The 12873-nt window shown below is 65.2% G+C and carries 10 protein-coding genes; 8 read left to right on the forward strand and 2 right to left on the reverse strand.

All coding sequences use genetic code 11. The features are described 5' to 3' along the window. Nucleotides 1-73: 73 nt before the first annotated feature. Nucleotides 74-2110, reverse strand: coding sequence for a thioredoxin domain-containing protein (locus tag FJ953_RS25550; RefSeq protein ID WP_140625329.1), 2037 nt, complete (start codon nt 2108-2110; stop codon nt 74-76). A gap of 64 nt (nt 2111-2174) precedes the next feature. Between FJ953_RS25550 and mnmE the strand changes: the two genes are divergently transcribed. The 7 genes from mnmE to FJ953_RS25590 all read left to right on the forward strand — a co-directional run bounded on the left by mnmE (nt 2175) and on the right by FJ953_RS25590 (nt 10107). After that, nucleotides 2175-3497: a tRNA uridine-5-carboxymethylaminomethyl(34) synthesis GTPase MnmE gene (mnmE, locus tag FJ953_RS25555; protein WP_140625330.1), complete on the forward strand. Its 1323-nt coding sequence runs from the start codon at nt 2175-2177 to the stop codon at nt 3495-3497. A 533-nt stretch (nt 3498-4030) separates the two neighbouring features. Then, nucleotides 4031-5911: a tRNA uridine-5-carboxymethylaminomethyl(34) synthesis enzyme MnmG gene (mnmG, locus tag FJ953_RS25565; protein WP_140625331.1), complete on the forward strand. Its 1881-nt coding sequence runs from the start codon at nt 4031-4033 to the stop codon at nt 5909-5911. Continuing rightward, nucleotides 5908-6540, forward strand: coding sequence for a 16S rRNA (guanine(527)-N(7))-methyltransferase RsmG (gene rsmG / locus FJ953_RS25570; RefSeq protein WP_140625332.1), 633 nt, complete (start codon nt 5908-5910; stop codon nt 6538-6540). Before mnmG ends, rsmG begins: the two co-directional genes overlap by 4 nt. 57 nt (nt 6541-6597) lie before the next feature. Continuing rightward, the gene (locus tag FJ953_RS25575; protein ID WP_140491929.1) at nt 6598-7398 is read left to right on the forward strand and encodes a ParA family protein; all 801 of its coding nucleotides are present in this window, start codon (nt 6598-6600) and stop codon (nt 7396-7398) included. Nucleotides 7399-7455: 57 nt separating this feature from the next. Next, a complete protein-coding gene (locus FJ953_RS25580) occupies nt 7456-8343 on the forward strand; it encodes a ParB/RepB/Spo0J family partition protein (RefSeq protein ID WP_140625333.1) in 888 nt (295 codons plus the stop codon). A gap of 314 nt (nt 8344-8657) precedes the next feature. Next, the gene (locus tag FJ953_RS25585; protein ID WP_140563872.1) at nt 8658-9284 is read left to right on the forward strand and encodes a DUF1326 domain-containing protein; all 627 of its coding nucleotides are present in this window, start codon (nt 8658-8660) and stop codon (nt 9282-9284) included. Nucleotides 9285-9318: 34 nt separating this feature from the next. Next, the gene (locus FJ953_RS25590; protein WP_140625334.1) at nt 9319-10107 is read left to right on the forward strand and encodes a DUF2182 domain-containing protein; all 789 of its coding nucleotides are present in this window, start codon (nt 9319-9321) and stop codon (nt 10105-10107) included. A 50-nt stretch (nt 10108-10157) separates the two neighbouring features. Here the strand turns inward: FJ953_RS25590 and holA are convergent, their stop codons facing one another. Then, nucleotides 10158-11201, reverse strand: coding sequence for a DNA polymerase III subunit delta (gene holA, locus FJ953_RS25595; protein ID WP_140524492.1), 1044 nt, complete (start codon nt 11199-11201; stop codon nt 10158-10160). A gap of 439 nt (nt 11202-11640) precedes the next feature. On the opposite strand from holA, the gene FJ953_RS25600 reads away from it, so the two are divergent. Continuing rightward, nucleotides 11641-12873 (forward strand): 3-methyl-2-oxobutanoate dehydrogenase (2-methylpropanoyl-transferring) subunit alpha, encoded by a 1233-nt coding sequence (locus FJ953_RS25600; RefSeq protein ID WP_140625335.1) that lies wholly within the window; start codon nt 11641-11643, stop codon nt 12871-12873.

Raw genomic sequence — 12873 nt, forward strand, 5'->3', positions numbered from 1 at the left:
AATCCAGCCAGCATCTTGAATCACAAACATCCGGTTTTGGGAATCCTACGATTCTCCCAAAATAGGAAATGCTCTAGGATGACGAACTCTGTGGTCTTCGTCGCAATAGCCCTTCCAATTCATCCGGATCGCTCACCGCCGGCAAACACACCTGCCCCGTGCACAGCCACGCGCCCGGCCTGTCGGCGGGAGGCAGGATCCCGCTTGGCAACAGCGGTCGATTCGCCTGCGTACCGACTGACACGACGATATCCACCCGACGCGGATCGGGATTGCGATTCGCTACCGGAACAAGCGTTGGATTTGTCAAATCGTCCACAAGCACCAGCTTTAGCGGCTCTATGGCGAGCGCCGAGGCGTTGACGATGCCGGCCTGGCCATAGGCCTGGTGCGCCGCGCGGCCGGCGGCATGTTCGGCGACTTTCGTCGCTTTCTCCTGCAGGTCGAGATCGCCGGTCAGCGCGGCGAGCCGGACCAGCGCCTCGATGACCTGACCGGTGGCCGACGCAATAGCCTCGTCGACATCGCCCCTGATGCGGATCGGCACGTCGATGCTGTCGGATGCCGTGAGATAATAGCCGGTGCCGTCGGCATCGGCGTGCCAGCGGTCGAGCTGCTCGACGAATTGCCGGGCCCGATCGGCGTAGCTCCAGTCGCCGGTGGCTTCGAACAGGGCGATCGCCGCATTGGTCATCGACGCATAGTCGCTCGACAGCGCCGGGAACAGTTTCTTGGCGCCGAGCATGGAATGCGGCAGCCGTCCGCCCTCGGCGGAGGAGGCGATATGGTCGAATGCGGCCATGGCCGCGTCGATCCAGTCTTGCCGCGCCAGCGAGCGGCCGGCCTCGGCGAGTGCTGCGATCATCTGGCCGTTCCAGTCGGCGAGGACCTTGCCGTCGCGGCCGGGCCTGACGCGCCGTTCACGGACCGCCAGCAGCCTTGCCTTGAGAGCGGTCAGAAGCGGTTGCTCGGCAATGCCTTGCCCCTGCTGGGCCAGCGTCCGGTGGATGACAGGCTTGCCTTCCCAACCGGGTGGGCTGGAGAGCATGAAGCGGTTGAAAAACAACGGAGAATCGTCGCCGAGCGCGGCCTCGATCTCTTCCCGGCTCCAGGTGTAGAAAAGGCCCTCCTCGCCCTCGCTGTCGGCATCCAGACTGGCGGCGAAGGCGCCGCCATCGACGCGCATCTCACGCAGCAGCCAGTCGACGGTCTCCTCGATTCGGACCCGGAACAAATCCTTTCCGCCCGCGGCATGGGCCCAGTTGCAAAAACGGATGAGTTGCGCGTTGTCGTAGAGCATCTTTTCGAAATGCGGCACCAGCCATTGCGCGTCCGTGGAATAGCGGCTGAGACCGCCGCCGACGTGATCGTAGATGCCGCCGGCCAGCATCCGTTCGAGGCTCAGGAGGACATCGTCGCGGTGACCGGCATTGCCGTCGCGCAGCCACGACAGCCACAGTGTCTGCATGAATGGCGCATTGGGGAATTTCGGCGCGCCGCGCAGGCCGCCGAGATCCTTGTCGATCATGCCGTCTATGCCTCTGGCGAGCGCGGCAAGCGTGTCGCGGTCGAGCGCGGTGCGGGCATGCGCGCCGGCGAGCCGGGTCTCGACATGTGTGGTCAGCCCGTCGGCGCTCTGGTTCAGGCTGCCTCTTTTCTCGCGCCAGGCCTTGTCGATCGCCTCCATGACCTGGATGAAGCCCGGGCGGCCATAGCGCGGCTCGCGCGGGAAATAGGTGCCGCCCCAGAAAGGCTTGCCGTCCGGGGTCAGGAACATGGTCAGCGGCCAGCCGCCCTGCTCGCCCATCGAGGACAGCGCCGCCATGTAGATCTGGTCGATGTCGGGTCGCTCCTCGCGGTCGACCTTGATATTGACGAACAGACGGTTCATGACGGCGGCGACGTCGTCATTCTCGAAGCTTTCATGGGCCATGACGTGGCACCAGTGGCAGGCCGCATAGCCGATCGACAGCAGGATCGGCCGATCCAGCGCCCTCGCCTCGTCAAGCGACGCCGGCGACCAGGCCCGCCAATGCACCGGATTGCCGCTGTGCTGCTGCAAATAGGGGCTGGCTTCGTCGGCAAGCAGATTTTGCGCAGGCAGTGTCACGATGAGCGGTCCGGCGAAACAGGGGTTGGATAGTGAAGCTAGGGCGGTCCAACAAGGCGGGCAAATGATTTCGGCCGACACCATCGTCGCGCTTTCCAGCGGCCGCCTGCCCGCCGGCGTCGCCGTCATCCGCATTTCGGGGCCAAAGACTCGATTCGTTGTCGAAACGATCGCCGGCGGTATGGTTAAGGGCCGCGTGGCCAGCCTGCGCAAGCTGCGGGCGCCCGATGGCGGCGTGCTCGACAGTGGCCTGGTGATCTTTTTCCCCGGCTCCGGCAGCTTCACCGGCGAGGACGTGGCGGAATTCCAGGTGCATGGCGGCCGCGCCGTGGTGGCGAGGCTGTTGGAGACGATCGCCGGTTTCGAAGGCGTCAGGCACGCCGAAGCGGGCGAGTTCACGCGCCGGGCCTTCCTCAATGGCAAGGTCGATTTGGTAAGGACGGAAGCGCTGGCCGATCTGGTCAACGCCGAGACCGAGGGGCAGCGGCGCTTCGCGGTGCAGAATGCCGAGGGCGCGCAGGCCGAGCTTTATCTGAGCTGGCGGCGGCGGCTGATCCATGCGCGCGCCATGATCGAGGCCGAGATCGACTTTGCCGACGAAGACGACATTCCCGGTTCCGTTTCGGATACGGTCTGGTCTGATGTTTCGGCGATGATCGGGGAGATCGAGCGCCACATTGCCGGGTTTCGTGCCGGCGAAATCATCCGCGACGGGTTCGAGGTTGTTATCCTCGGCGCCCCGAATGCCGGCAAGTCGAGCCTGTTCAACGCCTTGGCGCGGCGCGATGCAGCTATTGTAACGGATGAGCCAGGCACGACGCGGGACCTGCTCGAGATCGTACTTGACCTCGAAGGCCTGCGGGTCAGGCTGACCGACACCGCAGGCCTGCGCGATGCGGCCGGCAAGGTGGAAGCGATCGGCATCGAGAAGGCGCGAGCCAAGGCGCATGGCGCCGACCTCTTGCTCATCCTCGTGGATATGGCCGACCCGCATCCCGTTGCTCTTCAACGCGAGGGGATCGCGACCCTGCGCGTGGGCACCAAGCTCGATCTGGTGCACGGGCAAGCCGCTGCCGGGGGCTATGATCGCGCCATCTCGACGAAGGACGGGACCGGCGTGGCGGAGCTGTTGACCGAGATCGCCAGGCTCGCGGCCGCGCAGGTCGGCGAAGCGGGCGACATCCTGCCCTCACGGCTTCGCCACGTTGAATTGCTAGGCGAAGCCAACCGCTTCCTGCTGCGCGCGGCCGAGAGCCCGTACGCCGGGCAGGAACTGCGCGCCGAGGATCTGCGGCTGGCCGCCGACCGGCTCGGCCGGATCGTCGGCGCGGTCGATGTCGAGGACATGCTGGATGTGATTTTCTCGCAGTTCTGCATCGGGAAATGATTCACGTGGAACATTGTCGGGGCGCGGACGCCGTCGAGCCTCCCTTCTCCCCGTCACTATACGGGGAGAAGGTGCCGGCAGGCGTATGAGGGGCAGCGCTGACCTCGGCTTTTATCACGACGGGCCCGGCCAATGACTCACGTGAAACAGAAGGGCTCTCCGACCCGACGTTGTTTCACGTGAAACGGCTGCGCCGGGCCAATCGCCAGCGTCGGCGCCGCCCCTCACCTGCCTGCCGGCATCCTCTCCCCGTAAAGTGACGGGGAGAGGGGTGCTGTCATCGCCGGCTTGGCCAATCGCTAACGTTGCAAGAATGGGCGCCGGCGTTGCGGCCGATTCCCTTCTCCCCGTCCCTATATGGAGAAAAGGTGCCGGCAGGCGGATGAGGGTCGGCGCCGACCTAGCACTTGACTCACGTGAAACACGCAACGAGGCTCGCCGTCCTGTTTCACGTGAAACTCCCGCAAAGTTTCTTGACACCGTCCCGCTGCGGGGACATCTGTCCACCAAACTTCGAATCCAGGGCGTTTGAAATGACCGATCACTATGATGTGGTTGTGGTGGGTGGCGGCCATGCGGGCAGCGAGGCGGCCAGCGCGGCTGCGCGTGCGGGCGCCAGGACAGCGCTGGCGACGCTGCGTTTCGACACGATCGGCGTGATGTCCTGCAATCCGGCCATTGGCGGGCTCGGCAAGGGCCATCTGGTGCGCGAGATCGACGCCATGGACGGACTGATGGGCTGGGTGGCGGATGCCGCCGGCATCCAGTTTCGCCTGCTCAACCGACGCAAGGGGCCAGCCGTGCGCGGCCCGCGCACCCAGGCCGACCGGAAACTTTACCGGCTCGCCATGCAAGAGGCGGTCAGGCAGCAGGGCGGTCTCGATGTGATCGAGGGCGAGGTGCTCGACTTCGACATCGACGATTCGGGGTGCCTGCGCGCCGTTCTCCTGGCCGACGGCCGGCGCCTTGCCTGCGGCGCGGTGGTCCTGACCGCCGGAACTTTCCTGCGCGGGTTGATCCATATCGGCGAGAAGAAGATCGTCGCCGGCCGCATGAACGAACAAGCGAGCCTAGGGCTGTCGGCGACGATGAGCCGCGCAGGCTTCAAGCTCGGCCGGCTGAAGACCGGCACGCCGCCGCGCCTCGACGGGCGCACCATCGACTGGGCGTCGCTGGAAAGCCAGGCGGCGGATGACGAACCGGTGCCGTTCTCGCTGCTGACCGACCGCATCGAGACGCCGCAGATCGAATGCGGCATCACGCGCACGACCGCGGCCACGCATGAACTGATCCGCGCCAATCTCGGGCGCTCGGCCATGTATTCGGGTTCGATCGAAGGCGTCGGGCCGCGCTACTGTCCGTCGATCGAAGACAAGATCGTCAAGTTCGGCGACCGCGAAGGCCACCAGATTTTTCTCGAGCCGGAAGGCCTGGACGACGACACGGTCTATCCCAACGGCATCTCGACCTCGCTGCCGGAGGAGGTTCAGCTCGAAATCTTGAAGACCATCCCGGGGCTGGACCGAGCGGTGATGCTGCAGCCCGGTTATGCCATCGAATATGACCATGTCGACCCGCGCGAGCTCCATCCGACGCTGGAGACAAAGCGCGTCGGCGGCCTGTTCCTCGCCGGGCAGATCAACGGCACGACCGGCTATGAGGAGGCCGCCGCGCAAGGCCTGCTCGCGGGCCTCAATGCCGCAAGGCGGGCGTCGGGCAGCGAGCAGGTCGTGCTCAGCCGCACCGAAGCCTATATCGGCGTCATGGTCGACGATCTGACCAGCCGCGGCATCAGCGAGCCTTACCGTATGTTCACCTCGCGCGCCGAATTCCGGCTTTCGCTGCGCGCCGACAATGCCGACGAGCGGCTGACGCCGCTGGCTGCAAAGCTGGGTATAGCGTCAGCCCGGCGGATGCAGCGGTTCGGCGAGGTGGAGCAGCGCCTCGCCGAAGCGCGCCGGCTGGCGCTCGGCGTAAAGCTGACACCCAACGAGGCGGCGCGCCACGGGCTGGAGGTCAATCGCGACGGCGTGCGCAGATCCGCCTATGAACTGCTCGCCTATCCCGGCGTCGACGTGGCCTGGCTGGCCCGAATCGATGGGAATTTCGGGACGATCGACGCCAGGACGGCGGAGCGCCTCGAAACGGAAGCGAAATATTCAGTCTATCTCGATCGCCAGAAGAGCGACGTCGCCCAGATCCGGCACGAGGAAAGCCGGCTCATCCCCGAGGCGCTCGACTTCGCCGAGGTGCCGGGACTGTCGAACGAGCTGAAGCAGAAGATGCATGCGCGGCGGCCGCGTTCGATTGCCGACGCGCAGCGCATGGAGGGTATGACGCCGGCGGCGCTGGCCATCATCGTCGCTCATATCAGGCATTCCGAGAGCGCCGGCGCGCAAAGGGACGTCGCGTGAGCGCTGCTTCCTGGGAGAGCCTGCGCAACGCTGCCGGTCCGGTTTCACGTGAAACATTCGATCGCCTGGTGGCGTTCGAAGAGATGTTCCAGAAATGGAACCGCAGCATCAATCTCGTCGCGCAGTCGACGTCCGGCGATGTCTGGCATCGCCACATACTGGACAGCGCGCAGCTCTGGCGAATCGAGGACAAAGCGCGGCGATGGGTCGATATCGGCTCGGGCGGCGGATTTCCGGGACTGGTGCTGGCGTTCCTGCTTGCCGAGCGTGACGGCGCCAGCATCGACCTGGTCGAAAGCAATCGCAAGAAAGCGGGATTCCTGCAAGCCGTCGTCGGCCAGTTCGGCCTGCCGGCGCGTGTCGTGGCGCGCCGCATCGATGACAGCCATGCGCTTGTCGCGGCACCGGAAATCGTCACGGCGCGGGCGCTGGCGCCGCTTTGGACCTTGCTTGAGCTGGCGGGACCGTGGCTGACATCAGGCGCGCGTGGGCTGTTCCACAAAGGCCGGGATTACCGCGCCGAAGTGCAAGAAAGCGTTAACCGCTGGAGCTTCGATCTGGTAGAACATCCAAGCATGACCGACCCTGGCGGCGTCATCCTTGAACTGTCCAATGTGCGACCTGTCTGAACAAAGACCTGTCCGAATCCGTGTTGGCGACCCAAAATGAATTCCTGGCATAGACCCATGATGAAGAACGGCCCTCGAATCATCACCGTAGCCAACCAGAAGGGCGGTGTCGGCAAGACCACCACTGCCATCAACCTGGCCACCGCGCTGGCGGCGATCGGCGAGAAGGTGCTGATCGTCGACCTCGATCCGCAAGGCAATGCCAGTACCGGCCTCGGCATCGACCGCAAGGACCGCACGGTGTCGTCCTATGACGTGCTGACCGGCGAGCTGGAGCTGGAGGAGGCGGCGATCCCGACGGCGGTGCCCGGCCTGTCGATCGTGCCGTCGACCCTCGACCTGCTCGGCATCGAGATGGAGATCGCCTCGGCGCCGGACCGGGTGCTGCGGCTGCGCAACGCCCTGCGCGCCGCATCGGCGCGTTCGGCCGGGTTTGGCTATGTGCTGATCGACTGTCCGCCGTCGCTCAATCTCTTGACCTTGAATTCGATGGCGGCGGCCGATTCCGTTCTGGTGCCGCTGCAATGCGAGTTCTTCGCGCTGGAAGGTCTCAGCCAGCTGCTCGAAACCGTCGAGCAGGTGCGCCGCTCGATCAACCCGGATCTCACCATCCAGGGCATCGTGCTGACCATGTATGACGGCCGCAACAACCTCGCCAACCAGGTGGTGCAGGACGTGCGCGAGCATATGGGCGACAAGGTCTACGAGACCATCATCCCGCGCAATGTGCGGGTCTCTGAAGCGCCGTCCTACGGCAAACCGGCGATCCTCTACGACCTCAAATGCTCCGGCAGCCAGGCTTATCTGCAGCTTGCGTCGGAAGTGATCCGCCGCGAGCGTAAATTGCGCGCCGCTTAACAAGCGGCCGCGCATGGAGCAAAAGCCGATTCGATACCGAAACAATCTGGAACCGAAATGAGCGAAGACCTTTCGAGAAAGAGACTGGGCCGCGGGCTGGCGGCGCTGATCGGCGAGATCGACCGTCCGAGCGCGCCGGAGAAGTCTGGGATGAGTGCCGACGGCAAGGTGCCGATCGAGTTCCTGACGCCCAATCCGAAAAACCCGCGCCGGCATTTCGGCGACGCCGAGTTGACCGACCTGGCGCAATCGATCCGCGAGCATGGCGTGGTGCAGCCGGTGGTGGCGCGGCCTTCGCCGTCGCAGGCCGGGCGCTACGAGATCATCGCCGGCGAGCGGCGCTGGCGTGCCGCGCAACGCGCCGGATTGACCGAGATCCCGGTCATCGTGCGCGAGGTCAACGACCGCACGGCGCTGGAACTGGCAATCATCGAGAACGTCCAGCGCGCCGATCTCAACCCGGTCGAGGAAGCGCTCGGCTATCAGCAGCTCATCGACGATCACGGCTACACCCAGGCCGATCTCGGCCAGGTCATCGGCAAAAGCCGCAGCCATGTCGCCAACACGCTGCGGCTGCTGAAGCTGCCCGACGTGATCCGCGACATGCTGGTCGACGGGGCCTTGTCGGCGGGCCATGCCCGCACGCTGGTGACGGCGGAGGACCCGGCAGGGCTTGCCAAGCGCATCGTCGAGGAAGGGCTCTCGGTGCGCCAGGCCGAAGCGCTGGCGCAGATGCCGGCCGGTCCGACCCCGGCGAAGCCGAAGCAGGCGAAAAGCGCGCCGGAAAAAGACGCCGACACGCTGGCGCTGGAAAAGCTGATGACCGGCACGCTCGGCATGATCGTGACCATCGACCACACGAACAAAGGCGGCGAGATTCGCGTGGCGTACCGGACGCTGGAGCAGCTTGACGAGCTGTGTCGGAGATTGAAACAAGAGCGGTAGTTAGCCGGCGAACTTCAACAAAGCGGAAGCTACAACGCAGGGAAAACGAGGGCTGGCTGTCCGCCAGCCCTTTCGTTTGAAGCGCTGGCGATTGGCGAAAAAGCAGCGCCATCGGCATCCGTCGCCAGCCGCGCTCGCGGCTTGACAGTGCCCGGCAACGGCGTAACCTCTATTAGACAAGGCTTAAATTAATTGCCCTAGCGTGCCGGTCAGTCGCGGCGAGGGCTATCTGCCATTCCTGCAACAGGCGTGAAATGGCACCGCCTCGCCAAAGCAATATGCCGACGCGCGCCTGACGCAAATGGGAGGTGCAAATGGCAGTCCGTTGGCAATTGTCCGGAAGTTACTTCGAAAACTGTAGCTGCGATGTCGTGTGTCCTTGCCTGCTGTCCACCAACGCGCAGCTGACATCAAGGCCGACGAAAGGCTTTTGCGACGTCGGTCTGGTCTTTCATATCGATACGGGCAGTTACGGCGACGTTCGGTTGGATGGGCTCAGCGTCGCCATGGTTGCCCACACGCCGGGTCCGATGGCAGACGGCGATTGGACGGCCGCCGCCTATATCGACGAACGGGCCGATGACAGGCAGACAGAGGCGCTAGGCGCCATCTTCACTGGCGTCGCGGGCGGCCCCATGGCGGTGCTGGCACCCTTGATCGGCACGAATCTCGGCGCCAAGAAGGTGCCGATAAGCTACCGGATAGACGGCAAGAAGCGGTCGGCGGAGATTGCCGGCGTCATGCGAATGGCGGTCGAGCCGCTGCCGACGATGCGCGAGGACGGGCAGATGTGGGCGGCCACCGGCCATCCCGTCAATCCCGACTGGCTCGCCTTGGCGATGGGGGCGGAAGGCAGTACATTCAGCGACCATGGCATGAGCTGGGACAATTCCCGCCGGAACGGACATTACGCCCCGATCAACTGGTCCGGCCAGCAGTAGCCGTCGGCCGCAGAGTACGGGACGTACTTCGTCCATGGTGCAGACGTTGCAGCGATACATCATTCTCGCGCTGCTGATCGCTATCGCGGCGGCGGCATGGACCTTGCTCATCCGGCAGCAGGCGGGCATGGGCGCGGACATGCGCATGGAAATGTACTCGCTCACCATGGGCATGAAGGCGCCGCTGTTTCTTGCCGTCTGGATGATCATGATGATTGCCATGATGTTTCCGACGGCCGCACCCATGATCCTGACATTTCACCGGGTCCAGGCGGGCAAACGGGGCCGGGGCGAGACCTTTGTCTCGAGCTGGGTGTTCGTGGCCGGGTACATGCTGGTCTGGGGCGTGATGGGCGTTATCGCCTTTGCCGGCGCGGCGGGTGCGGAGATGCTCGCCGGGCATGTGGGATCGTCCACGGCGACGGCCGCGCGTTTCGGCGGCGCGCTGCTGATGCTTGGGGGCGCCTATCAACTTTCCCCGCTGAAGGATCTGTGTCTGGCCAAATGCCGCACGCCGATCGGCTTCATCCTGACCTCATGGCGCGATGGTTACTGGGGCGCGGTTCGCATGGGCCTGGAGCATGGACTTTTCTGCCTCGGCTGCTGCTGGCTTTTGTTTCTCGCCCTCTTTCCTCTGGGGATCATGAACGTTGCCGCAATGGCCGTGGTCACCTTGCTGATATTCGCGGAAAAGACCCTGCCGTCTGGAAATGGGATCGCGAAGCTGTCGGGGATCGCTCTGCTGCTCTATGGCGCGGCGGTGCTGGTCTTTCCACAGGCGCTGCCGACCTTTGAGCCGGTAGGCGCCATGACAATGAATTGACCAACGGAAGGAATTGACCAACGGAGGCAGGCGCCCGGTGCCGAAAGGGCCTAACGTTGCGCCAATCTCGCGCTCTCCACCGCGATCCCGAGCAGCGCCTGCCTTGCCAGCGCCACCGACAGGTCCGGCCTTCGCCGCGTCTGCAGCACGGCGGTCTGCAGCCGGGTCAGCGCGCGGCCGAGCGCCTCGACGCTCCAGCGTTCCAGCGCCTTCTCCACCAGCTTGCGGCGCGAGAAGAAAACCGGCGGGCGCGCCGCCGCCACCACCGACGCGGCATTGCGGCCGCCGGCCTCCATCTGGCCGCGCATGGACTGCATCGCCTGAAACTGCCGCATCGCCGAGGACAGCACCAGGAAGGGTTGGCCGCCTGCCTGGCAATGGCGGGTGAAGGCGGTGTCGAACTCGCCGACCTTGCCTTCGAGAAGCGCGTCGACGGCATCGTCGAAGGACGCGCCGGAAACGTCGCCGGACATCGCCCTGACGTCGTCGAGGCCGATTTCCTTCTGGCCATGGACATAAAGCAGCAGCTTGTCGATCTCGCCGCGCGAGGCCAGCCGGTCGCCGCCGAGATTGCGGCGCAGCGCCTGTCTTGCCTCAAGCGTCATCGTCGCGCCGGTCTTGCGCAGCTCGTCGTCGATAACGGCATCGATGTCCCTGGCCTCGTCGGCATAGCAGGGCAGCGCCATGGCGTTGTCGGCCGCCTCGACGACGGCGCGCAGCCCGACGCCCTTCTTGAGATCGCCGGCCTCGATGAGGATGATCGCGTCCCGCACGGGCTCCGCCGTCAGCGCCTTGACGTCGTCGGCCAGCGCCTTCTGGCCGCCGGCATTGCGCACCCACAGCAGGCGGCGGTCGGAAAACATCGGCACGGTGCGCGCCTCGTCGAGCAGCCGGCCCTCGTCGCGCTCGACTTCGGAGCCGTCGAGCCTGACCACCGAGAAGGGGTCGTCGAGCGGCAGGCCGGTCGCGGCGGCAAAAGCCTTGGCGCGCTCCGAGACAAGGCCGCGATCGGGGCCATAAAGCAGGACGATCGCCATGCGCGGGTCCGGCTTCGCGAGCCAGGAATCCACCTCGTATGCTTTCTTCTGTGCCATCGAGGGTGGTTAGCATGATGTTGGGGCGGAGTGAACGTCTTCCAGTTCAACTCCGAAGAACTGCTTCGAGGGAAGATCGACCCCCACTCCGTCGAGCTGCGCTCGACACCTCTCCCCCGATCGACGGGGGAGAGGAAGGGCGCCACGGTTGGCGGACCCTCGATTCTCCTCTCCTTCCGCAGGCGTGAAAGTGGGCGCGGCAGCCAAGCTTGCCAAACAATCACCTTATCTGGCGACAAACCTCACGCGACCTTGCGCCTAATTGCGCGGCGCCGCCCAACATCGACAAGAAATTTCGCCGACATATCTTCATCTTGGTGCGCGGCAGGCTGTATCGGCCGGCTTGGCCGGCCCGATGCCCGGAGGCTTGCCCGGTGAATTCGCACTGGCGGCGCGGATATGCAAATATCGGTGCCGGGCGACATGGAGGACGAAGGTCATGGCCGATGCTGGGATGTTGCGCTTCCATGTTCCGGAGCCCGAGGTGCGGCCGGGCGGCACGCCTGATTTCTCCAACGTGACCATCGCCGCCGCCGGCTCGGTGCCGCGCCCCGAAATCGACGTCGATCCACGCGCCATCCGCGACATGGCATTCTCGATCATCCGGGTGCTGAACCGCGCCGGCGAGGCGGTGGGGCCGTGGGCGGGGCTGCTCTCCGACGAGGAACTGCTCGAAGGCCTGCGCCACATGATGACGCTGAGGACCTTCGATGCGCGTATGCAGATGGCGCAGCGGCAGGGCAAGACCTCCTTCTACATGCAGCATCTGGGCGAAGAGGCGGTGAGCTGCGCCTTCCGCAAGGCGCTCGCCCCCGGCGACATGAATTTCCCGACCTATCGGCAGGCCGGGCTGCTCATCGCCGACGGCTACCCGGTGGTCACGATGATGAACCAGATCTATTCCAACGAGGCCGACCCGCTGAAGGGCCGGCAATTGCCCATCATGTATTCGTCGAAGGAGCACGGCTTCTTCTCGATCTCGGGCAATCTGGCGACGCAGTATATCCAGGCGGTCGGCTGGGCTATGGCCTCGGCGATCTCGAACGACTCAAGGATCGCCGCGGCCTGGATCGGCGACGGCTCGACCGCGGAATCCGACTTCCATTCGGCGCTGGTGTTCGCCTCCACCTACAAGGCGCCCGTGGTGCTCAATGTCGTCAACAACCAGTGGGCAATCTCGACGTTTCAAGGCATAGCGCGCGGCGGCGCGGGCACTTTCGCCGCGCGCGGGCTGGGTTTCGGCATCCCGGCGCTGCGCGTCGACGGCAACGACTATCTCGCCGTCCATGCGGTGGCGAAATGGGCGGCCGAGCGCGCGCGCAGCAACCTGGGGCCGACGCTGGTCGAATATGTCACCTACCGCGCCGGCGCCCATTCGAGCTCGGACGATCCCTCGGCCTACCGGCCGAAGACCGAATCCGATGCCTGGCCGCTCGGCGACCCGGTGGTTCGGCTGAAGAACCATCTCATCCGGCTCGGCGTCTGGTCGGAGGAGCGGCACAAGCAGGCCGAAGCGGAAATCCTCGACACGGTGATCGCGGCGCAGAAGGAAGCCGAAAGCCACGGCACGCTGCACGCCGGCGGCAAGCCGTCGACGCGCGACATGTTCGAGGGCCTCTATGCCGAGATGCCGCCGCATCTGCGGCGCCAGCGCCAGCAGGCGGGGGTCTGA

This window comes from Mesorhizobium sp. B2-3-6, from assembly GCF_006442305.1.
Lineage (GTDB): Bacteria > Pseudomonadota > Alphaproteobacteria > Rhizobiales > Rhizobiaceae > Mesorhizobium.